Here is a 25067-nt window from a genome sequence, read left to right on the forward strand (position 1 = left end):
CATTTGGCTTTAAATGTTGCATAAACGATTTAATTTGCCTCAGATATTCTAGTCAAATATCTATTCTATTTTATCATTAACATATTGTACGAACGCCTCAGCATCGCCCTTTTGTATCGCTTTCATTGGCATAAGACCGATATTAAATGTGAAATGAATTTGGCCATCTTCATATGTAATATTTTCTACTTCATCATATCCAATATTTCTATAATAAAATTCTCCATTCATATCCACATTTAGAATAATTCGCTCATTGGTAGCTATAAATGCCCCTTCAAATTCAGAAGTACCTTGTACTGAGTATTCAATTGTACCTAACACGCTTGGCCCTTTCTTCTCTGTTGGAAACAAATCATTTGGGTTTACATTATCTAAAATCATTGACATCCTACCTTTCTCGTATTTTAATTCATTATACAAGTTTTCACATTATTTTATTATCGAACTGCTCAACTAGAAAGTTAGTAAAGCTATCAAATTTTCCAATAAGTATTTATGCTCTTAATTATTGAGAACGAATAATGAAACATTTAATATAAATGCTTTTTCTGACTTGGTTAACGCATACGCATATTATATGCAACTTAGAAGCTAATTTTGAGCCCATTTTGAATTTTTATGAACATATGCCAGCTATAACTTCATCCTCCCCCTTGTTAATGCGTAAAAAAGCAGCAGTGAAAAATCATATTTATCGATTCTTCACTGCTGCTTTTAAAAAGTCATACTTTAGACAGTCCCCACTTAATGTCTATTTTATTTTTTATCTAATGCTTTTTCTACTTCGTCAATTTGTTTGATTGCTGTAGTCGTTGAACCACTTGCAAAGTACCAAAGTTTTGGATCTAATTCATAAACTTTGTCATTTTTAATTGCATCAACGTTTTGAATAACATCGTTACTTAACGCTTGTTTAGCAGTTGACTTACCACCAATGGCTTGTCCACGGTCCATAGCAAAGATAATATTTGGATTTTTCTCTGAAATATATTCGTTTGTCACGTTTTGCCCATGTTTACTATTTTTGATATTGTCATCAGCTGCTGTGAAGCCCATTGTATCAAAAATCATTGCACCAAAACGTTCACCAGATCCGAATGTAGATAGTTCACCTTCATTAACTAATAAGAACATTGCTTTTTCGTCTTTTAAGTCTTTAGTTTTATCTTTGATGCTTGAAATTTTGTCATCTAATTTTTTATTTATAGATTTAACTTTATCTTCTTTTTGATAAATTTTACCTAATTTTTCAGCATTGTCTTTTAATGATTTCACTTCATCTTTATCGTCAGCGCCCATGTATACTACTTTTGCATCAGGAGCTGCTTTTTTAAATTCATCAAGATTTTTTTGATTTGCTGTACGTCCAGATATGAAGATAACTTCTGGTTTAGCTTCTGCAACTTTATCAAAATTAACTTCTTTCAGGCTACCAGTGTTTAAGTATTTTTCGTCTTTAAAATCACTTAAGAAATCAGGTAGTGATTTATTTCCTTCACCTTTAGGAACTGCTTTAACTTTATCTTCGACACCCAATTCTTTTAATGTATCTAATGTACCATAGTCAAATACAACTGCATTTTTAGGGTTTGTAGGTACTTCAACTGTTTCTTTAACTTCTTTAGCGTCACTACCGTCACGCTTTTCCCCACTCGCTTGATATTTATTTTCAATTTTTACAGTTTTATTTGAATCTTCATTATCTGATTTAGTATCTGATGATTTTTTATCATCTGATCCACCATTACTACATGCTACTAATAAAAACATTAATCCTACTACTAACAATAAAGCAAATTTTTTCATGTGCTTACTCCTCCTGAAATCCTAATGGTTTGTCCCTTTTATACACCTAAAAAGTTAAACAACGTTACAGGTGCATCACTCCTTTCAATGAATATATCTATTTGTACATCATACAGATTCTACTAACGATAATTCTTGGTCTGTTGTTAATTCATCGAAATAAATACAAATACGTTGGCCTCGAATTTGTTCGATTTGGACTTCCATTTCATATAATTCTCTCAATGTGTCGCATTGAATCACATCATCCTTAGTACTCGCTTTAATGACTTCGCCATCTTTGAGCGCAATGATATCGTCTGAATAACATGAGGCAAAGTTAATGTCATGTATTACTACAACAATAGTTTTATTCAGTGACTTCGCAAGTTGACGTAGCGTCTGCATAATTTGAACTGAATGTTTCATATCTAAATTGTTTAGCGGTTCGTCTAACAATATATAATCAGTATCTTGGGCTATGGTCATCGCAACATATGCACGTTGGCGTTGGCCTCCAGAAAGTGTTTTTAAATAGCGATGTCTGATTTCTTTAAGCTGTAACAATTCTAACGCGTATTCAACTTGTTCTTTATCCTCTTGTTTTAAATGTCCTTTTGAGTATGGAAAACGCCCAAAATTAACTAATTGTTCGACCGTAATATTCAATTCTGTATGGTTAGATTGTTTTAAAATAGATAGTTTTTTAGCTAATTCATTACTTTTATAATCTGAAATAGATTTATTCTCTATTTCTATACCACCATCTTCAAAATCTATAAGTCGCGTAATAGCTGAGAGCAGTGTACTCTTACCAGCCCCATTAGGCCCAATTATAGAGGTCAATCGACCTTTATTTATATCAACATTTATCTCTTTTAAAATCGCTTTATCTTGAATCGTTTTATTAAGACCTTGTACACTAATCAATTTGCATGTCTCCTTTTTATCAATAAATAGATAAAGTAAGAACCACCTACTAAATCAATAATAATACTTACTTGCGTTGTTGCTTCGAATAAATTTTCTACGACACCTTGTGCAATAAATAAACTTAACCAACTAATACAAATTGTTGCAGGCAGTATATATTTATGTTCATACGTTTTCATCAATTCATGTGCTAAGTTTACTGTTAATAAACCTAAAAATGTAATTGGCCCTACAAGCGCAGTAGAAATTGATACTAATATTGCCACAAGAATGAGCAATAGCCGTGTTAACCGCTTATAAGAAATGCCCAAATTAATAGCCTGGTCTTTACCTAATAAAAGCACATCTAGGTAAGGTATGGCTATCACTGTAATGAACACCAATATAATTAATATGATGCCGCATAATGTTACTAATTTACTATTAGAAGCATCAAAGTTTGCAAACATAGCACTTTGGACTGCTAGAAAATCTTCTGGGTTAATGATAAGCTCTAAAAATCCAGTAATGCTTCTAAAGAAAGTACCTAGAATGACACCGACTAGCAAAATAAAATAAACTGATACGTTTCCTATTCTAAAAATGCCTTGGAATAATAATAATGAAAAAGCAACCATAACAATTAATGTAATCGCAAAGCTCAAATACAAGTTAGTTACTAAAGCTGATTGAACACCAAATACAAAAACAATTAGAACTTTAACAAACATATATACTGCATCCAGCCCCATAATTGAAGGCGTTAACAGTCGGTTATTGGTAATTGCTTGAAAGATAACTACTGATGCAGCTATTGCCCCTCCAACTAACACCATAAGAATAAGTTTTCTTAATCGACTAGAAAATTGATATTGGAAAATATCAAAATCAATACCTATAACAAGATAGAGTCCAGCTGCTAACAGCGTTATTGCTATTAAAATAAATAATTTTGTCTTAGCGCTAATTTGCATAATCATGTCGTCCTTTCATCAGCAAAATCAAGAAAATAATAGTGCCAAATACACCTATCGTTAATCCGATGTTAATTTCGTACGGATATACTATAATTCTGCCGATTATATCTGAAAACATAACAAAAACAGCGCCTAACATGGCCGTATGAGGCAATGCGTTTTTCAAGTGGTCTCCTCTAAAAATTGACACAATATTCGGAACTATTAATCCTAAGAAAGGTAAAGTTCCAACAGTAACAACTACTAACGCAGTAATCGTTGCTGTGATAAATAAACCAATATTAATTATTTTTTCATAATTAACCCCTAAATTATTGCTAAAATCTTTCCCCATGCCAGCAATTGTAAAATGATTGGCAAATATGTATGTAAGAATTAGTAATGGGATGCTTAAGTATAATATTTCATATCTTCCACTGGTGATGATTGCAAAATTGCCATTTAACCAGTTTCCAATACTTTGAACTGTATTGGTTTTTAACGCTGTAAATGTTGAAAAACTAGACACAATACCACCGAGCATAATACCTAATAACGGAATAAAAATAACATCTGTAAAACGTATATATTGAACTAATTTCACAAATATAAATGTTCCACCAATACTTAAGATCACAGCGAATATTAATTTAATGATAATATTTTCTTGTGGAAAAAAAATCATTGATATCAATATGCCTAACTTAGCCCATTCGGTCGTTCCTGCAGTCGTAGGACTTACAAATTTATTTTGCATCATCTGTTGCATAATGAGACCCGAAAGTGCCAAAGTGCTTCCTGAAATTAATATACTAACTGTTCTAGGTATTCTACTAGATACAATGATATTAATTTGCTCTTGGGATAAATGAAAAATATCAGTAATCGACACCTTACTTACACCGATAAATAAAGAAAGGATAGTTAAGATGAATAAAATAATAGATAAGACCACACCATTTAATAAAAATTTCATAGTGAGTATATAATCCTTTCATAAACTTTTATATTTCATTGGCGATGATAATCATTATCAACGTTTATAATTAAATTTTATCATCTTTATATGTAAATTCAATAGCTACTACTGAGTTTGTACAAATAATTAGCTTAATAAATGAATAATCTGCAATAAAAACCCATCCAATCTATTAATAGCCAATAGAAAGGATGGGTTTTTTAATTATTATAATTATATTTATGTGACTTTCACTTAATCTTCAAATATGAAATCTTCGTCTTGTAGTGCTTCAACATTTAGCGCTAAAGTATATCCATCGCCTTTAACAGAGAAGAAATCATGGTTTTTTGTGGATGTATCTAAAGCATTTTCGATAATTGGGTTAAATTCTTTTTCTTCAAAATACGGATCAAATCCAAGGTTAGATAGTGCTTTATTACCATTATATCTCACATAATTCAGCACATCTTCAGTTAAACCAATATCATCATATAACGACTGAGTATAAGAAACTTCGTTTTTATATAATTCATCTAGTAGTTTGTACATTTCTTGATCAGCTTGTTGTTTTTCACTTTCAGATAATTCATTACGTAAACTTTGTGCATCCATACCAGTAAACACACCATGAATAGATTCATCTAATAAAATTTTACGAATGATTTCTCCTGACGTCGTCATTTTTCCTTGTCCAGCTAAATATAATGGATAATAGAAACCAGAATAGAATAAAAATGTTTCTAGAAAAACACTTGATACACGAGCGATGTATTGATCATAAATTGAGGCTTCTTTGCCCCAAAGTTTATGATAGTTATTTACAATTTTATCTGATTTAAATTTCAAGTGTGGTTCTTCTAACACCCATTTATCTAATAAATAATTAGTTTCGCTAGATGGTAATAATGTGGTAAAAATATGAGAATAACTTTTAGCATGAATTTGTTCCATCATTGCCATAAAAGAATACACAGCCTTTTTACGTAAATCTGTTGTATGTAACATGATTAAAGGCATACCATCATCTGCTTGATGTGTGTCTAAACCAGTTAAACCAGCTAATGCTTTTTTGAATGCATTTTTTTCTTCATCAGATAATGTCTTCCAACTTGCAATATCCTTTGATACTTTAAACTCAGTTTCTACCCACATTTGTGAAATATTTTGTCGCCAAAACATATTTGTCATATCTTCTTGAGTATTCCAATTGACTGCTTTCATTTAGATAATTCCCCTATCTAGTAAATATTTAATTAATAAGTGACTTACAGAAAACGGGGCAGAAATCTAAATTTAAATCTAGATTTCCTCCCCTTTGCAAAAAGAATAAATTTCGAAAAACTCGGTATATATTACTTTGAAATTCATTCTCTTAATACACTTTAACTTTACCTACTTAAAGCATATGCTATTTCCATTCTTATCAACGCTCGTTATCATTAACACAAAAGTTACATTTTATATTGAACAGCTCGTACATTCTTCAACACTTAATAATTTATTTCTAGTGTAATATAAAGATTTCAATCCTTTATGATGCGCATAAACGTATAATCTAGATAATTCACGTGTAGATATTTCTGAATTAACATAAAGAATTGTAGAAATGCCTTGATCCACATGTGTTTGAATCGTTGCAATTAAATCAATTAGCTTCATTTGATCAGTGTTAAATGCTGATTTATAGTACCACATTGTTTCTGGTGATAGGAATGGCATCGGATAAAATGTTTCCGCATTGCCATAAGTACGACGTTCAATTTGGTCTACAATAGGCATAACAGAGCTTGTAGCATTTTGCACATATGAAATACTTTGAGTCGGTGCAATCGCTAAACGATAAGCATGGAATAAACCGTGAGTTTCAACTTCTTTTTGCAATGCTTTCCAATCTTCAGACGTTGGGATTTCTAAACCATCAAATAATTTACGTACTTTTTCGTATTTCGGTTCAAATGATTGCGAAGTATAAAATTCGAAATATTTTCCATTTGCATAATCTGACTTATCAAAGTCTTTAAACGTTTCCTGTCTTTCTTTTGCTATTTGCATTGATCTTTCAAGTGAATAGTAATTCATCATCATAAAGAATATATTAGCAAAATCTTTAGCTTCTTCCGACTCATAGCCAATTTTGTTTTTAGCAAGATAGCCATGTAAGTTCATAACACCTAAGCCGACTGAATGAAGCTCACTATTGGCTTTTCTAACGCCCGGCGCATTTTGTATATCAGCTTCGTCACTCACTACAGTCAACGCGTCCATGCCTGTATGCACTGAGTCTTTAAACTTCCCTGATTCCATAACGTTAACAATATTTAAAGAACCTAAGTTACATGAAATATCACGTTTAATTTCATCTTCCATACCATAGTCATTAATGATAGAAGTTTCTTGTAATTGGAAAATTTCAGTACATAAGTTGCTCATTTTAATTTGACCAATATTAGAGTTTGGGTGCACTTTATTAGCATTGTCTTTAAACATTAAATATGGATACCCAGATTGTAGTTGTGTTTGAGCAATCATATTTAACATTTCACGAGCATCTTTTTTCTTTTTATCAACATTTGGATTAGCAACTAAATCATCATAATATTCATCTAAATTAATATCATCTAGTGTAACACCGTACTCATTGTAAACTGTATGCGGCGCGAACATATGAAAATCTTTACCTTCTTTAGCTAAGTCAAAGAATTTTGAAGGTACGATTAATCCAGTAGAAATCGTTGATAAACGTAAGTCTTCATCTGCGTTCACTTTTTTAGTATCTAAAAATTCTTCAACATCGTAGTGGAAGATATTTAAATATACAGCACCCGCACCGGGACGTTGGCCTAATTGATCTGCATAACTAAAGCCGCCTTCAAGAGATTTTGCAACTGGTAAGACACCTTTGGCTACGCCTTTAATGCCTTTAATCGCTTCACCTCTTGCACGTAATTTAGATAAGTTAATCGCAACGCCGCCACCAATTTTACTCAATTGTTTAGCTGTGGAATCGATAAAGTTAATTGAATTTAAACTATCATCTACTTCCAATAAGAAACATGATACGAGTTCACCACGACGCGCACGACCAGCATTTAAAAATGTAGGTGTTGCTGGTTGATAACGTTGTTCAATCATAGCTGAAATAAGTTGTCTAGCTGTAGGTTTATGTCCATTTGCTAAATAAAGCGCGACAATGACAACATGTTGCTTGTAATCTTCTAAGAATTGAGATTTGTCATTTGTTCTTAATGCATAATCTTTAAAGAATTTACTAGCTGACATATAGCTTGCAAAACGAAACGGGATACTTTTAGCATAATCTGTAATTTCCACCAAATCTGCTTCAGCGTATTTTTCGAAAACATCAAAATAAAAGTCATTATCTACAAGATAACGAAGGCGTTCAATTTCACTATCAAAATAAATTGTTTTATCTTGAATTTCTTCTAAATAAACTGCTAACGCTTCTTGATCTTTTTCTAAATTAAAGAAACCATTCTCTTTACGCTTTGTAACCTCATTATTTAATTCAATATGATTGTATTTCTTCTCGTCCATAATCTTCATTGAAATTACCCACCTTCTCTTTAAATTCATTTACATCATTTGCTGTACCTTGTACTTCAAACTTCAATAGCAATGGAACTTGATAGCGTTCCGAAATAGATCGTCCAGCTTTCGCGAAATTTTGTCCCCAGTTACGATTTCCGCTTGCTGCAACAGCTTTTAATAAATCTTCATTTACATCTAAAAATGATTGAACTGGTTGGGGCACTTCACCAAATCCTATTGTCCCAGTGACCAAAACGAATGGCTCCTCTATTCTCTCAGAACAATTATTCTGCGTGAGTTCCATAACGTCAGTTAGTTCAGTTCGTTTAATAAATCTACGCACGTTGCCGGAAAATGAAAAATATACCACTTTCATTGGATCACCTTCTTTCTAAATAGACATATGTAAAATGGAAAATCGAAAGGCTTTCGAGGTATAATATTAATATGTTTTAAATGATTGAAGTAACCACTATATATAGTAACTTTTAATTCTATTAAGCAGGTATGTAAAAACTCAACATTTAAGTATTAATGCCTTATTTGTCATTATTCAAAGCCTAAAACTGTGTGATTTTACTTTAAATTTGATTTATTATAAATAAATTGACTGTCTATTGAAACACAATATATAGTGTTTCGTCTCTAATAGTAATACTATATTATGTGTTTCATTATACATAACTCATCGACTGATTAAAAGCCTTTAATTTATGACAAAATGATGAAAAGAGAATGAAAATGGCACCAATTCAACCTTAAAATCATTTTTTCATTGTTCAAAAATTTTTTTATCATTTTTAGAGTCACAATGCTTGCTTTTTTCAATTCTTCTGTAGCCCTTGATGTACGCACGTTGATCCATTCAATGTGGTATATTGCGTTTTATATATTTTATTTTTTAATTGATGATACTTTTAAATAGCTTCGAGCTTTTTTCTCATTTCAACCTCAACAAAAGAACGTTTGTTCGTATTAGTAGCGTATTATATTTTTTCTCTCGTTTCAAGCATATATACATAATCTAATTAACTATGCTAATATAGATACGTTAAATTATTAAAATTGAGGCGATATATGTGAATCCAAAAATGAAAGGTATTATTGCTATTCTAATTTCTGCAATTGGCTTTAGCTTTATGTCTGTTTTTTTTAGATTAGCTGGAGATCTCCCTGTCTTTCAGAAGTCATTGGCTAGAAATTTAGTTGCAATGTTTATACCTTTATATTTTATTTTTAAATACAAACAACCGCTTTTTGGTAAATTAAGTAGCCAACCATTATTAATTTCTCGTTCTGCACTAGGATTAATTGGCGTACTATTAAATATATATGCAATTGACCATATGATTTTAAGTGATGCAGATACTTTAATGAAATTAAATCCTTTTTGGACTATTCTACTTAGTTTAATTTTCTTAAATGAAAAAGTTCGAAACTATCAATTTATTGCAATGATTGTAGCCATTTTTGGTATGTTATTCGTTGTAAAACCAGAATTTTCTTCATCAATGATACCAGCTATTGGTGGGTTATTCTCAGGTATTTTTGCTGCAAGTGCTTATACGTGTGTTCGCGCATTAAGTAATAGAGAAGCACCTTATACAATTGTATTTTACTTTTCATTCTTTTCTATTATAGTGCTCATTCCATTTACAATGTTCACATTCGAACCAATGTCTACTATGCAAGTCATTTATTTGATAGGCGCTGGACTAGCGGCGGCAGCTGGCCAAATTGGTATTACCTTAGCATATAGTTTCGCGCCAGCTAAAGATATTTCAATATTTACGTATGCGTCTATTATCTTCACAGCATTATTTGGCTTTATTTTATTCGGAGAATCTCCAGATTTCTATGCCATTCTAGGTTACGCTATTATCATAGGTGCAAGTTATTACATGTTTGAAAAAGCAAGACGTCAACCATTAACAATTCAAAAAAAAGAACAAAAATCTAAATATTAAAGGAGCGCGTATTATGTCTGAAGGACGCAATCAAGAAGATTTAACTGATATTACTTTACTAGGAAACCAAAACAATAAATATGATTTCGATTATCGCCCAGATGTTTTAGAGTCTTTCGATAACAAGCATCAAGGCCGTGATTATTTTGTTAAATTTAATTGCCCTGAATTTACATCTTTATGCCCTATTACAGGCCAACCCGATTTTGCTACAATTTATATTTCTTATATACCAAACGTTAAAATGGTAGAATCTAAATCTTTAAAATTATATTTATTTAGCTTCAGAAATCATGGTGACTTTCATGAAGATTGTATGAATATTATTATGAATGACCTTATCGAGTTAATGGATCCGCATTATATTGAAGTTTGGGGTAAATTCACCCCTCGCGGTGGCATCTCTATTGATCCTTATACAAACTATGGTCGTCCTGACTCTAAATACGAAAAAATGGCTGAACATCGTTTGATGAATCACGATCTTTACCCAGAGAAAATAGATAACCGTTAAAATAATATGAATAAGTAAACAAAATTGAACTCATATTTTAAATTAGTTTCGAGAGATTATCGCGGCAGAGGTGGCTAAAAACAGAAAGTTAAGTTATGTCCTTACACACGCTTAGGCTCATGCATAAACACTACTAGCTCAGGAATCAGGAATCCAAGAACCAAGACTCTTGAGTAAAAAATAGTACGTTAAAAATAGTTTTTAGAAAAGATAGTTTACATTTTAATTTTAGTCATCTACTGACTATACAATATTTATGGCCGAGACATTATGATTTACGTCTCGGCTTATTTTTTTCATCTCAGTTCATTTAACTATCAAATTCCTTGAATATATTTTAATTTATTTCATATTATACTTGTTATTTGAATAAATACAGTATAGAATGTATCCAATCGTTAAAGGGGAGGGAAATTATGAAAAAAACTAATTATACGCACGAAGAAATTATGAAAGATATTCCAAATAAAGGTTTCTTCGGGCATCCAAAAGGGCTAAGCACTTTATTCTTCACTGAATTTTGGGAGAGATTCAGTTACTATGGTATGAAGGCCATTTTAATTTACTACTTATATTACACAGTAGCAGATGGCGGTTTTGCGTTACCACAAAGCGTTGCCATGCAAATTGTTGCAATATACGGTACGTTAATTTATATGTCAGGCATTATCGGGGGTTGGATTGCAGACCGAATTACTGGTACCCAAAATGCGGTCTTCTACGGTGGATTCCTCATCATGATTGGCCATATTTTACTGTCATTACCGAATAATTTAACAGTTGTACTTATCGCTTTAGGCGTAATTATTGCCGGCACCGGATTACTAAAACCAAATATTTCAACAACTGTCGGAGAATTGTATGAACGAAATGATGTTAGAAGAGACGCAGCGTTCACTTTATTTTATATGGGGATCAACTTTGGTAGTCTATTTGCGCCATTAATCACAGGCTATTTACAAACTAGAATCAGTTTCCATGCTGGTTTTTTAGCAGCAGCCATTGGTATGTTCTGTGGGTTAGTAGTTTACGCATTAAAACGTAAAAAATATCTAGGTCTTGCAGGTCGTAATGTACCAAAACCGTTAACTAAACCAGAAATCAAAAAATTCACCTTAATTACTACTGTGGTCATCGTATTGTTTTTAATCTATTTATTTATACTACATTTAAACGACGCACTTACATTAGGTAACTTTAGCTTCTTAATCACAATTTTAGGGATTGTGTTACCGATATACATATTTATCAATATGATTGTGAGTAAAGATGTTACGAAAGATGAACGTTCTCGTGTATACAGCTATGTACCATTATATATTACATCTGTTGCATTTTGGATGATTCAAGAACAAGGAGCGACGATACTTGCAACATTTGCTGATAAAAAAACACAATTAGAAATGTCAGTGTTAACCAATGGATTAATTGATTTTTCAATACCAGCTTCATGGGCGCAATCATTAAACCCAATTTTTATTGTGCTATTAGCACCAGTGTTCGCAACATTATGGATGAAGTTAGGTAAACGTAACCCACCTACAGTTCATAAATTTGCTTACGGTGCTATTATCGCTGGTTTTTCATATTTAATCATGATAATCCCGTTGGCAACGGGTAACGAGTTAGTCAATCCATTATGGCTCGTATTAAGTTTCTTATTAATTACCATCGGCGAATTATGCATATCACCTGTCGGTTTATCAACTACTACGAAACTTGCACCACTCACTTTTACTGCACGTATGATGAGCTTATGGATGTTAAGTAATGCCACAGCTCAAGGCCTTAACGCTCAACTTGTTGTTGTATACACAAAAATAAATCAAAGTGATTACTTTATGTACTCAGGTTTAGTTGCCGTAGTCATTGGTGTTATTCTGTTGTTCATTTCTCCAATAGTAAAACGCGCAATGAAAGGTGTTTACTAATTATTGGTATATAAAGTGTGGCGTCAAATTGAATATAGCGTTATATCATAAATTTCAATTCAAGCTTCAATAATAGGCAAAGCAAAAAAATCATTTTTGCTTTGCCTATTTTTTTGTAACTATACTATTTAATAACTTTAATTTATATGAATATAAATTTATTATTATATTCCCTACATAAATAACTGAATATTTTGAATATTGTTGTTTTGAGAATATTATTGCAATTTAATTTGATTAAGCGTAAAATCATTTTTATACATTCTTATTGGGAGCAAGAAAGGACGGGGAATGTTGCTTATGCAAAATCAAGATAAAGCCCATGAACAAGCTGTTCAATCTATTCCACAGAAAGGATTTTTTGGACACCCTAAAGGGCTAGGCGTTTTATTCTTTGTTGAATTTTGGGAGAGGTTCAGCTACTACGGTATGCGTGCCCTACTTATTTTCTATATGTATTTCGCTATTAAAGATGGCGGATTAGGTATGGACAAAGGCACTGCTCAGTCTATTATGGCTGTATATGGTGCGTTAATTTATATGACATCTGTGCTTGGCGGATGGATTTCCGATAGGATTACTGGTACACGTGCTGCAACGTTTTATGGTGGTGTGCTCATTATTATCGGTCATATTTTCTTAAGCTTACCTTTAGATATTGCTGGATTATTTATTTCTATGTTCTTCATTATCGTAGGTTCTGGTTTAATGAAACCAAGTATTTCCAATATTGTTGGCAGATTGTATCCAGATAGAGATACACGTATCGATGCTGGATTTGTTATATTCTATATGTCAGTGAACTTAGGTGCATTAATTTCACCAATTATCTTAGATCAATTCGTGCAAACTGGTAATTTCCATGGTGGTTTCTTAATCGCTGCAATTGGTATGGCACTTGGACTTGTTTGGTATATGTTTTTTAACAAAAAAAATATTGGGCCAATCGGTACAAAACCATCAAATCCATTAAGCAAAAGTGAGAAAAAGAAATATGGACTTTTATTTGCCGCTATCATCGTTATTATAGCAGTGGTGGTATTAATTACTGGATTAACAGGTACACTGTCATTTAGCTTAGTCAGTACAACTGTACTTATACTAGGTGTAGCGTTACCTATCATTTATTTCACAATTATGATTCGAAGCAAAGAAGTAACTGATGACGAGCGTTCAAGAGTTATTGCGTTTATACCTTTATTTATTCTTGGTGTTGTATTCTGGTCAATTCAAGAACAAGGCGCTAACGTACTTAACTTATTTGCTTTTGAAAGCAGTGATATGAAATTAAATATATTTGGATGGACAGCAGACTTTGGTCCTGCACTTTTCCAATCCATTAACCCATTATTTATCGTGTTGCTCGCGCCAGTTGTTTCACTCATATGGGCTAAAATGGCTCGACGCCAACCAAGTCTTGCAACAAAATTTGTTTTAGGTGCACTGTTAGCCGGCGCTTCTTACATAATGATTGGCTCTATCGGTCATGCTTCAGGCGGTGCATCGATCAGCGTTAACTGGGTTATTTTATCTTATATCATTTGTGTCATTGGTGAGCTATGTTTATCACCAACTGGTAACAGTGCAGCAGTAAAACTTGCACCAAAAGCTTTCAACACACAAATGATGAGCTTATGGTTATTAACTAATGCTTGTGCTCAAGCAATTAACGGAACTTTAGTTAAATTAATTGATCCCCTTGGTTACAAAAACTATTTCTTACTCTTAGGTTGCATCGCAATCGTAGTCAGCTTAATTATTTTAGCTTTTGTACCAAAAATTGTAAAAGGCATGCGTGGCATTAAATAATAAGTTCGAGGGAGCGGTACAAAAATCACTTTTTCCTAAAATGATTTTTGACCTGCTCCTTCTTTTTATATTTACATCTAGTAAATTTGGGGTAAAGTTTAGGAGAAAACAAAATTCAAAGGAATATGGTGACTCAATTGGAAAGTAATAAATTCAAACACGGTGTCTTATTTTATCATGAACAAAGCGGTATTAAAGATATTTATAGAGGATTAGGAGATGTTGCAACGTCGTTAACTACATTTTGCAAACATCTTTCTATACAATTAAGTGAAAATGAAGGAGATATTATTCAATATTGTCAAAAGATTAAAAACCAAAGTTACAGTGATGATGTTGATATTATCTTTATTCTAGGTGGAGACGGGACAATAAATGAATTAGTAAACGGCATCATGCAACATGAATTGGATGTCCCTATCGGTATTATCCCTGGTGGTACATTTAATGACTTTGTTAAAACGTTAAACATAAGCCCACGTCATAAAACCGCTAGCCAACAACTTATCCAATCAGAGTTGCAATCCTACGATGTTATGAAAATTAATGACCAATACGCATTAAACTTTGCGGGATTGGGACTCATTGTGCAAAATGCTGAAAATGTTCAAAACGGTAACAAAGATCTCTTTGGTAAATTGAGTTATGTAAGTTCTACTGTTAAAACATTGCTTAACCCAGAACACTTTGACTACAAATTGACAGTAGATGATACAGTCATTGATGGTAATACAGCGATGCTTGTCGTTGCAAATGGCTTATTCATAGGTGGCAGTCGCATACCTTTAACAGACCTTTCTCCTAATGATGGGTATTTAAATTTATTTATTTTTGAAGAACATAGTTCAAGCGTCCTAAGTGATATATTTAAACAAAGAGACAGCATGAATTGGAATCATATGACAGACGGTATTCAACATCTCTTATCTAAAAAGATATCCATAGAAACTGAACCTCAAATAAAGGTCGATATCGATGGAGAAATTGCATTGAAAACGCCCATTAATATTGAAATAATACCTAACGCAATTAAAATTTTAACCTTGCCTGCTAATAAAAAAGAACAATATGATGATTAAACTTATTATCACATTAACAAGAGCGATAAAAACATCTACATTACAGATTGTTTCATCGCTCTTTGTTTGAGTTAGATAATAAATATCTTATAAAAAGTTAAATTTCTGTTTAACTGATATCTATTTGACTGGTTATAAAAAACTTCTATTTCTAGATAATGATTTATAACTACTTTTTATCTTGTCTATCTTAAATGTTATATTCACTATCGCCTAAGAAATATTGCTCCACATCATACCAATTATTCACCCGTGTAAACCTGTCATCATTCACGTTATGTGAAGCTGTGTACATGATTGATTTACCAGTAAATATCGCGAGTTGGCGCGGATTGTCATCGATTAAATAATCTGCATTAACGATATCTTTGCGACCGCAAAATACAAAATGCTGTGGGTCTAAAAACGGAAAATATTCTCTTAACCATGCATACTTGTCATGAAATGAAGTCGGGACATCCATCGCAGCAGTAGCAATAAATACATCGTAATGTTCAGTAAGTTTTTTAACTACTTTTTGCGAATGTGCCATTACTTTTAATTTTTTGAAAAAACCTGGCTCGCGTAAAATTTCATGTAGTAAGCCATCATGTTCTGGCATTGCGTGTCTTAATTTCTTGCCATCTAACATGTCATACGTAATTCCCAAATCTGTACGTTTATTTACATCTTCAATAAGTGCGCCTACTGTATCAGCAAGCACTTCATCCATATCAATAGCAATTGATTTTCTTGTCATCTAATACTCTACTCCCTTTTAAAATCTCATTCCTCAATTATTCTAATGTGCTAATCTTGTATCCTATCACATTATTGCGCTATGAATCACTAACAGTATAGCAAAAAACGCTCAACTAAACCAAATTTATATATAGCTTTCTCATATAATCTTACAGCAATTATATATCTATACTATGGCGTTAATATATTTGAGTTCGTTGAGCGTTTTATTTTTATATTTAAAGTTTTATAGATTAAAGTTATTTAAAACTTCAATCATTTTATCATTTTGTTCTGGGAATCCTATTGTAATTCTAACACCGTTAGGAAATTCTCTTGTAATACATCCTACTTTTAATAATGCTTCATATAATTCGTGTGGCTTAGATGTATGCACAAAAATGAAATTCGTTTGACTTGGGTTTAATCGATCACTTTTCACTAAATTAAAAAATTTAGTTCTTTCTCGTGCATTTTTTTCACGAATAGAAGTTAAATAATCTTGGTCTGCCAATGCTGCTAGTGCAGCATGTTCTGATAGACGCCCTACGTTAAATGGTGGACGAATGATATTCCATTTCTCAATAGCTTCTTGGGCAGCAACAACATAACCGATACGCATACCTGCTAAGCCATATGCTTTAGAGAAAGTTCTAAGTAAGAAGGCATTCGAGAATGCTTCTTGTAATGCTAATGAATTAGGAAAATCTTCAGCCGTTACGAATTCGACATAAGCCTCATCAATAATTACTGGAATATGACTTGGCACACGTTCTAAGAAACTTTTTAATTCATTATGTGTAAAATATGTACCAGTAGGGTTGTTCGGATTACATAGCCATACTAATTTGGTATTATCGTCAACTTCGGATAAGATACCTTCTAAATCAAATCCGCCTTCTTTTAAAGGTACTTGCACAACGTCTGCCGATTCTACAATTGCATTATGATAATATTGGCCAAAAGTCATCTCACTTGTGACGATTTTATCCCCTGCTGTTAGCACAGCACGCGAAATCATCAATATAACTTCATCTAGCCCTGCGCCAAATAAAATACGTGCAGGATCAACGTTTAAATGCTTACTTATTGCTTCTTTAATTAACGGAGAACCCGTTTCAGGGTAAAATTGCAATTCATCTAAATGATTTTTAATTGCTTCTTTTACTTTTGGAGATGGTCCATACAAGTTTTCGTTAGAGGCTAATTTATACAACTCACCTTCAATCCCGTATTGTTCTTTTAATGCTCTAGGTGATAAGCCTGGTTGGTATGCTGATAATTGCTCAATTTGTTTTTTCATTGTTAGTTCGGGCCTCCTTAAATTTACAGAAATTTCAAAACTTAGTAACTATTATAAACCTTATGCCTATTGAAAATCAATGCGCCTTTATTTATAAAACCAGAGTTGTACACCAAAAATAAATACAAGTTCAAATGAACCCGCTTATTTTCTAGCTAATAAAGGTTTCATTGAACTTGTATATATCTATGAGTTAATCCACTAAATCATGTTTTTCTAGATAATTTTTCGCTACCTGATATGGGTCTTGTTTTTTTACTGTAACTTCATAATTCATTTGTTGCATATCTTCATCAGAAATTTTATCTTCCAGTTTATTCAGTGGTGCTTTTATTTCAGGATGAGATTCTAAATACGACGTTTTAAACATTGGAGCGCCTTGATATGGAGGGAATACTTTTTTATCATCCTCTAGTATAACCATATCATATTGCTTTAACTCAGCATCAGTTGAATATGCGTCTATTAAATTAATATCGCCGCTTTCAACTGCTTGATATCTTAATTTTGGTTCCATTGTCTTCGCTTTACCAACATTTAAATCATATGCTTTTTTAACTGCTGGATAGCCATCACTACGGTCGTTAAACTCTAACGTAAAACCAGGTTTAATCTGATCGCTCACTTTATTCAAATCACCTATTGTTTTGAGGTCATGTTTTTCTGCAAAATCTTTTTTTACCGCTAATGAATAAGTATTATTGTATTTCATTGGCTTCAACATTGTTATATCATATTTATCTTCTAAACTCGATTTAGCTTGATTATATACTTTATCTTCTTGCTTAGATTTTAAATCTTCTTTCGTTAATTCTCCAAGCACAGTTCCTGTAAATTCTAGATAACCATCGATATCATCAGATTTCAATGCGTTGAAAAGGAATGTGGTTTTCCCCATACCATCTTTAACTTCAACTGTGTTATCTGTTTCATCTTCAATTAAAATCTTATACATATTTGTAATTACGGATGGTTCTGAACCAAGTTTACCCGCTAATGTAATCTTATCACCTTTTTGTGCAAGCATTGGTCCAACAATAACTAATAGCAATATGACGACCATTGAACCGAGAGAAATAAGTAATTTTTTGTAAGAAATTTTTTGCATATAACGCAGAACTAAATCAAATAGGATCGCTAATAAAGCGGCAGGAATAGCACCAATGATTATAAGTGATGTATCATTTCTATCAATACCTAAAAGAATTAAATCACCTAAACCCCCAGCACCTATTAAAGCTGCCAACGTAGCAGTTCCTATTATAAGCACCATAGCCGTTCTAATACCTGCCATAATTACTGGGGTCGCTAATGGTAATTCTACTTTCGTTAGTCTTCGCCCTGGTTTCATACCGATACCTTTTGCAGCTTCTATTAGTGAGCTATCTACCTCACTAATGCCTGTATATGTATTTCTTAATATCGGCAATAATGCATAAACAACTAATGCAATGACTGCGGGAACCTTCCCAATGCCAAACAATGGTATCATCAACCCTAATAATGCTAATGATGGTATTGTTTGCAATACTGCTGCAATATTCATCACAATTTCAGAGATCTTATCTGTTTTTGTTAGCAAAATACCAAGTGGAACACCAATTACTGCAGCGATAAGTAGCGCGATAAAAGATATCTGTATATGTTCTAATATCGTAGTTAATAATTGTCCCTTACGGTCTAAAAGCGTATTGATCAATTCATTCATTTATCACTACCCCCCGTACGTTTCGACAGATATTGGAACATATCTTCTCGTTTAAGCACATGTTGTGTAGCAGTCGCTTCATCGTCAATAATAATAGCTTCATGGTTTGCCAAATCACTATAAATATTTTTAACTGATTGATTACTACTAACAATTGGATACCCTTGTGTTGCCTCTGATTCACTAATCGTTAAATCACCGATAAGTTCTGATAATTTGATATCTTTTTCTATTTTTGGCACTTTATCCCCAATAAACTGTTTTACAAAATCACTTTTAGGATGGTTAACCATATTTTCTGGAGTATCTATTTGTTCGACATGTCCTTTGTCTAACAAACAAATTCTGTCACCCAGTTTCATGGCTTCTTGTATATCATGCGTTACGAAAACAATTGTTTTTTTAATTTTTTGTTGTAATTCAATTAAGTCATCTTGCAGCTTCTCTCTACTGATTGGGTCTAGGGCACTATACGGTTCATCCATTAAAATAACTGGAGGATCAGCCGCTAAAGCACGCACTACACCAACACGTTGTTGTTGGCCTCCTGACAACTCATCCGGTTTTCTATCTTTGTATACTTCTGGTTCTAATCCGACCATATCCATTAATTCATCTATACGTTTATCAATATCTGCTTCTTTCCATTTTTTCATTTGCGGTACTTGTGCAATATTTTCTTTGATGGTTAAATGGGGGAACAATGCGATTTGTTGTAACACATAACCTATGTCCCAGCGCATTTCATAAACAGGGTAATCACTTATCGGTTTATCTTTGAAATAAATATACCCTTCTGTTAATGAAATTAAGCGATTGATCATTTTTAGCGTGGTCGTTTTTCCACAACCTGAAGGACCAATTAAAACAAAAAATTCACCCTCGTCTATATTAAAACTGAGATTATCTACAGCTGTTTTATCCCCATAACGTTTTACTACGTTTTTAAATTCTATCACTTTGTCACCCTCACTCTATTCATAGCACTTCACTATCTCTTTAAAATAAATACATATATTAATCACATAACCTATTTGCTAACAAGTTAATCTTATTATTTCTATAATCTAGTATAAAAAAAGAAGTTAATTCTCAACTAACCAATATAACTATTGCATTTGTATTCGCATAGTATACCTATAGTTGTCAAATTAACTTCGCTTTTTCAATAATTCCAAAATAATAAATTTTAATATCATTAAAAGTAAGTATATACGTTTATATATTCGAAAAACAATTATCTGCTCAATTAGATTTGAGCTTTATATGATTGGATGGTATCTAAAAATATGGGGCAATAGTGTTTTAATTTATAACTTCCAACGCCATCAATCAATATCATTTCTTGTTTGGATTCTGGTTTTCTTTTTGCAAACTCTTCTAAAGTAAAATCTGAAAATATACTCACAGGTGGAATGTCTAATTTTTCACTTAATTGTTTACGAACATCAATCAATTCATCAAATAACGCACGGTCAACACCTTCAACTGTATTAATATTTACTTTTTCTTTTGATTTACGTTTAAACGGCGTCGTGAAAATCGCAACCTCATTATTCAATAATTCTTTAACAGAAACATCACAAATTAATATTTCATCATGTTCATTTAAAAACCCTTTAAATCGTAATTCGTCAATAAGATGGCTGAGTTCTGACGTTGTATAGTTTTTCATAATACCATGCGTTGACAATTGATTGTAATCACAGTAGCGAATGTAATCAGAATCTTCACCTCTTAAGACTTGTATGATAACACTATAACTTTCTTGTTGCTTCATACGCGCAATACAACTCACAATCATCTTAGCCTCATTAGTCATATCGTACGTTTTATTTTCCCTAACGCAGTTACTACATTGCCCACATTCTTCAAGTTTTTCATTTGGCTCAAAATAATGAACCAATGTTGCTTCTAAACATTTTTTAGTCTTTGTATAGAGAAGCATTTTACTCAATTTTTCACCCATTTTTTCTTTATAGTCATCGTCTGCCTTCGATGATGAAATAAAGTACTGGTGCAAACCGATATCTCTGTCACTGAATAAAAGAATACAATCACTTTTTAGACCGTCACGACCTGCACGGCCTGCTTCTTGATAATACGATTCTAAATCCCCAGGCATATTATAATGAATAACAAAACGCACGTTGGATTTGTCAATCCCCATACCAAAAGCATTAGTCGCCACGACCACGCGAACACGGTCGTATACAAAATCATTTTGTGCCGCTTCGCGTTCTTTATTTGATAAACCGGCGTGATAAATAGTGCTATTAACCTTATGATTCTCAAGCGCTTCGTGCAATTCTTCCACTTGTTTTCGTGTTGAACAATAAATAATACCTGCTTCTTTACTATGATCTGCAACGTATTCTAAAACAAATTTTTGTCGTTGATATGTAGGATTAACTTGAAACACTAAATTACGGCGTTTCGTGCTTGTTTTAATTTCATCTTGTTTGTCGATATTCAAGCGATCCATAATATCTTTTTGCACTTCAATCGTGGCTGTTGCTGTCAGCGCTACAATTGTAAAATCTTGTGGTAAAGTAAAAACTTTGTGAATGACTTCTTGGTAACTTGGTCTAAAATCATGGCCCCATTTTGAAATACAGTGTGCTTCATCAAATGCGACCAGGTATATTTCTAACTGCTGTAACAAACGCATAAAGTAAGCATTGTCGAAGCGTTCCGGTGCGACATATAGGAATTGGATTTCTCCATTTTTTAATTGCGCTTCAATTTGTTTTTGTTGCTTTTGCGTCAAACTACTATTTAAATATGCTGCGTTAATACCCATGGCCTTTAATTGATCAACTTGGTCTTTCATCAACGAGATTAAAGGGCTGATTACGATTGTTGTGCCGCCTAACATTAATCCTGGTACTTGATAACAAATTGATTTTCCCCCACCAGTTGGTAAAACGCCAAGTACATTATGATGATCCATTACTTTAGTTATTATTTCTTTTTGACCTGGACGAAAGGTGTCATAGCCAAAATAATGTGATAACGTTGCTTCCATGTTATAAAATCCCTCATTGTTCTTTTAGTTCTTCAAGTTCGCTCCATCTTGTTATATCTGCTTCGTATAAAGCATTGAGTCTTTGTTGTTCTTCATTTAATTCTTTTACTTTAGCATAATCAGAACTTGCTTCTACCATTTCTTGCTCAATTGCTTCTAATCTATGCTCAGTTGTTTCAATACGTTCTATAATTGTTTCATATTCCTTTTTCTCTTTATAAGATAAACCTTTTTTCTGTTTCTTTTCATGCGTTGATTTGGCTTTCGTTTGTTGTTTTTCTTGCGCTTGTTGTTTTTCTAAATCTTTTTGGTACGCTTCATAATCTTCAAAACTGCCTATGATACGATCCATCTTTCCATCATGGATATACCAAAATTCTTGAGCAACTTTATTTAAAAAGTATCTGTCGTGGCTCACGGTGATTACAGTGCCACCAAAAGTAGCAATATAATCTTCTAAAATCGTTAAAGTTTCAGTATCTAAATCATTAGTTGGTTCATCTAATAATAAAACATTCGGTTGATGTACGAGTAATTTTAATAAATATAACCTCTTTTGTTCTCCACCAGATAGTTTATACACTTTCTTTCCATGTGTAGTACTTGGAAATAGGAAACGCTCTAATAGTTGTGTAACAGAAACTGCCGTGCCATCTTTTTCTTTAGCCACTTCACTCTCTTCTCTTAAGTAATCAATCATTCTAATATCTCTATCCATGCGCTCTTCGGTTTGTTTAAAATAAGCAATTTTGACAGTTTGACCAACTTTTAATACCCCTTCAAATGATTGGTCATCACCGTTTAAAATATTCAGCAATGTCGTTTTACCTGCACCATTGGGACCGACAATACCAATTTGTTGTCCATTTTTAATAATTTCGGTGATATGTTCAAATAACGTTTTATTGCCTATACATTTTGATATATCTTCAAGTTCGAATACCTGTTTTCCTAATCTTGAATATGCGAGATTTAAGGAAGCTTTATCTTGTTGGTGTTGATTTTTGACGTCTTCCTCTAAATCTTTAAAACGATTTTTTCGTGCTTGCTGTTTGGTAGAACGTGCCTTTACACCTGCACGCATCCATGCTAATTCTTGTTTATATAAAGCACGTTGTTTAGCTTGTTGTTTTTGTTCAATGACTTCATTTTCAGCACGTTGCGCAATGTAATCCTCATAATTACCAGGGTATGTTGTTAATTTACCACGATCTAATTCAATAATGCGGGATGATACTTCATTTAAGAAAAAACGATCATGTGTAACAAACAATACAGTGTGAGGGTATTGTTTTACATAATTAATTAACCAATTAATTGACTCAAAATCTAAATGGTTTGTAGGCTCATCTAATAATAATAAGTCAGGTTGTTCTATAAGTGTCTTCGCAAGCCCGACACGTTTTTGTTGTCCACCTGATAATGCTTTCACTTTTTTAGCTGTGTCATTGATGCCTAATTTTGATAGAATCGTTTTGATTTCAGCACTATAATCCCAAGCTTGATAATTATCCATCGCTTCCTGTGCTTGCATCATTTTTTGGAAATCTGTTTCACTCTGTGTCTCACTATAGCGTACTACGGCAGCTTCATAAGCACGTATCACTTGAAACGTCTTAGTTTCAGAAGTTAATACTGCTTCAAAAACGGTTAAATCATCTTGAAATTCTTGCTTTTGAGATGAATAACGTATGCGGTAAGCATTAGGGTGTGAGATTTCTGCTTCGAAATCTTCATCCAAACCCGCGATGACTTTCAATAACGTACTCTTTCCTGTACCATTTATGCCCACGAGTCCTATTTTCTCACCTTCAGAAATAGACAGATGTAAATCATCAAAAATGATTTTATCGGCATATGATTTATGTAAATGTTCAATTTTGTAGGCTTCCATCGTCCAACATCCTTTTTAATATCGAAAATTATAATGAATTCTGTTAAACTTAATTTCAGTTCTATATATTATACACCTTTTTGAACTCAAATGATACAAGGGAGCGTAGCTTATGTCGGATTTTTTCCAAGATTTACCTCCTTTTATCCAAGCATTAATTGCAGGTATCATCACTTGGTTACTTACTGCATTAGGTGCTGCAGCTGTTTTTATTTTCAAAAGAGTTAACGATAAAATACTTAATTCAATGCAAGGTTTTGCTGCAGGCATTATGATTGCTGCAAGTTTCTGGTCTCTACTACAACCCGCCATCAATTATGGTGCAGGTTCAACTTTTGCATGGGCACCAGCAGCTATCGGTTTTTTATTGGGCGGTTTTTTCATTCGCGCTTTAGATTTAGTTATTCCACACATACACCCAAACACCCAAGATACGAACCAATACCAAGAAGGTGTAGGAACTAAAAAACTCAATAAGAATACTTTGCTCGTATTAGCAATAACGTTACATAATATACCAGAAGGTCTCTCTATTGGTGTAGCTTTTGGAGGCGTAGTAGCTGGTAATGGGCAAGCAACGTTGTTAGGTGCACTTGGTTTAGCTATCGGTATCGGTATTCAAAACATTCCGGAAGGTGCTGCACTCTCTATGCCTATTAGAGCAGCTGGCGCTTCAAGATGGAAAGCTTTCAACTATGGACAGGCTTCTGCTATTGTTGAACCGATATTCGCTACTATAGGTGCTGCAGCCGTTCTATTCATTACGCCAATGTTACCATATGCACTTGCTTTTGCAGCTGGTGCTATGATATTTGTTGTTGTAGAAGAGCTTATCCCAGATTCTCAAGCTAGTAATAACACTGATTTAGCTACATTAAGCTTAATGTTAGGCTTTACAATTATGATGATTTTAGATGTTGCACTTGGATAAAGGAGTATTATGACAAT

20 protein-coding genes are annotated in these 25067 nt (G+C 32.9%); 6 read left to right on the forward strand and 14 right to left on the reverse strand.

Annotated elements, in window-relative coordinates; translation table 11 throughout:
• Positions 1–60: 60 nt before the first annotated feature.
• From BJG89_RS11360 to nrdI, 8 genes are all read right to left on the reverse strand, one after another.
• Entirely contained in the window at positions 61–384 is a 324-nt protein-coding gene (locus BJG89_RS11360; protein WP_096810696.1) for a PH domain-containing protein, read from the reverse strand.
• Between the two features lie 375 nt (positions 385–759).
• A complete protein-coding gene (locus BJG89_RS11365) occupies positions 760–1809 on the reverse strand; it encodes a ferrated catecholamine ABC transporter substrate-binding lipoprotein SstD (RefSeq protein ID WP_096810697.1) in 1050 nt (349 codons plus the stop codon).
• 108 nt (positions 1810–1917) lie between these two features.
• Positions 1918–2718 carry an iron ABC transporter ATP-binding protein gene (locus tag BJG89_RS11370; protein WP_096810698.1) on the reverse strand — a complete coding sequence of 267 codons (801 nt, stop codon included), beginning with the start codon at positions 2716–2718 and terminating at the stop codon, positions 1918–1920.
• Positions 2715–3674 (reverse strand): iron chelate uptake ABC transporter family permease subunit, encoded by a 960-nt coding sequence (locus tag BJG89_RS11375; RefSeq protein WP_096810699.1) that lies wholly within the window; start codon positions 3672–3674, stop codon positions 2715–2717. The genes BJG89_RS11370 and BJG89_RS11375 overlap by 4 nt, the downstream gene beginning before the upstream one ends.
• Positions 3664–4632, reverse strand: coding sequence for an ABC transporter permease (locus tag BJG89_RS11380; protein WP_096810700.1), 969 nt, complete (start codon positions 4630–4632; stop codon positions 3664–3666). Before BJG89_RS11380 ends, BJG89_RS11375 begins: the two co-directional genes overlap by 11 nt.
• 237 nt (positions 4633–4869) lie before the next feature.
• The gene (nrdF, locus tag BJG89_RS11385) at positions 4870–5838 is read right to left on the reverse strand and encodes a class 1b ribonucleoside-diphosphate reductase subunit beta (protein WP_096810701.1); all 969 of its coding nucleotides are present in this window, start codon (positions 5836–5838) and stop codon (positions 4870–4872) included.
• A 237-nt stretch (positions 5839–6075) separates the two neighbouring features.
• Complete coding sequence (nrdE, locus tag BJG89_RS11390) at positions 6076–8181, reverse strand: class 1b ribonucleoside-diphosphate reductase subunit alpha (protein ID WP_096810702.1); 2106 nt, start codon at positions 8179–8181, stop codon at positions 6076–6078.
• Positions 8144–8542, reverse strand: a complete 399-nt coding sequence (gene nrdI / locus BJG89_RS11395; protein ID WP_096810703.1) for a class Ib ribonucleoside-diphosphate reductase assembly flavoprotein NrdI — start codon at positions 8540–8542, stop codon at positions 8144–8146. Before nrdI ends, nrdE begins: the two co-directional genes overlap by 38 nt.
• A gap of 703 nt (positions 8543–9245) precedes the next feature.
• Here nrdI and BJG89_RS11400 point away from each other — a divergent pair.
• From BJG89_RS11400 to BJG89_RS11420, 5 genes are all read left to right on the forward strand, one after another.
• Positions 9246–10133 (forward strand): DMT family transporter, encoded by an 888-nt coding sequence (locus BJG89_RS11400; protein WP_096810704.1) that lies wholly within the window; start codon positions 9246–9248, stop codon positions 10131–10133.
• A gap of 13 nt (positions 10134–10146) precedes the next feature.
• Positions 10147–10647, forward strand: coding sequence for a preQ(1) synthase (gene queF, locus BJG89_RS11405; RefSeq protein ID WP_096810705.1), 501 nt, complete (start codon positions 10147–10149; stop codon positions 10645–10647).
• Between the two features lie 416 nt (positions 10648–11063).
• Positions 11064–12578, forward strand: a complete 1515-nt coding sequence (locus BJG89_RS11410) for a peptide MFS transporter (protein WP_096810706.1) — start codon at positions 11064–11066, stop codon at positions 12576–12578.
• Between the two features lie 300 nt (positions 12579–12878).
• Complete coding sequence (locus BJG89_RS11415) at positions 12879–14387, forward strand: peptide MFS transporter (RefSeq protein WP_096810707.1); 1509 nt, start codon at positions 12879–12881, stop codon at positions 14385–14387.
• Positions 14388–14524: 137 nt separating this feature from the next.
• Entirely contained in the window at positions 14525–15466 is a 942-nt protein-coding gene (locus tag BJG89_RS11420) for a diacylglycerol/lipid kinase family protein (protein WP_096810708.1), read from the forward strand.
• Positions 15467–15656: 190 nt separating this feature from the next.
• On the opposite strand, the gene BJG89_RS11425 is transcribed toward BJG89_RS11420, so the two are convergent.
• From BJG89_RS11425 to BJG89_RS11450, 6 genes are all read right to left on the reverse strand, one after another.
• On the reverse strand, positions 15657–16205 hold the full coding sequence (locus BJG89_RS11425) for a 5' nucleotidase, NT5C type (protein WP_096810709.1): 549 nt from the start codon (positions 16203–16205) through the stop codon (positions 15657–15659).
• Between the two features lie 228 nt (positions 16206–16433).
• Positions 16434–17489, reverse strand: coding sequence for a histidinol-phosphate transaminase (hisC, locus tag BJG89_RS11430; RefSeq protein ID WP_096810710.1), 1056 nt, complete (start codon positions 17487–17489; stop codon positions 16434–16436).
• 193 nt (positions 17490–17682) lie between these two features.
• Positions 17683–19197, reverse strand: a complete 1515-nt coding sequence (locus BJG89_RS11435; protein ID WP_096810711.1) for an ABC transporter permease/substrate-binding protein — start codon at positions 19195–19197, stop codon at positions 17683–17685.
• Positions 19194–20156: an ABC transporter ATP-binding protein gene (locus BJG89_RS11440; protein WP_096810712.1), complete on the reverse strand. Its 963-nt coding sequence runs from the start codon at positions 20154–20156 to the stop codon at positions 19194–19196. Before BJG89_RS11440 ends, BJG89_RS11435 begins: the two co-directional genes overlap by 4 nt.
• A 290-nt stretch (positions 20157–20446) precedes the next feature.
• Positions 20447–22225: a DNA helicase RecQ gene (recQ, locus tag BJG89_RS11445; protein WP_096810713.1), complete on the reverse strand. Its 1779-nt coding sequence runs from the start codon at positions 22223–22225 to the stop codon at positions 20447–20449.
• A gap of 13 nt (positions 22226–22238) precedes the next feature.
• Positions 22239–24119, reverse strand: a complete 1881-nt coding sequence (locus BJG89_RS11450; protein WP_096810714.1) for an ABC-F family ATP-binding cassette domain-containing protein — start codon at positions 24117–24119, stop codon at positions 22239–22241.
• Positions 24120–24231: 112 nt separating this feature from the next.
• Between BJG89_RS11450 and BJG89_RS11455 the strand changes: the two genes are divergently transcribed.
• On the forward strand, positions 24232–25050 hold the full coding sequence (locus BJG89_RS11455; protein ID WP_096810715.1) for a ZIP family metal transporter: 819 nt from the start codon (positions 24232–24234) through the stop codon (positions 25048–25050).
• Positions 25051–25067: the final 17 nt, after the last annotated feature.

The sequence above is a fragment of the Staphylococcus nepalensis genome (assembly GCF_002442935.1).
GTDB lineage: Bacteria > Bacillota > Bacilli > Staphylococcales > Staphylococcaceae > Staphylococcus > Staphylococcus nepalensis.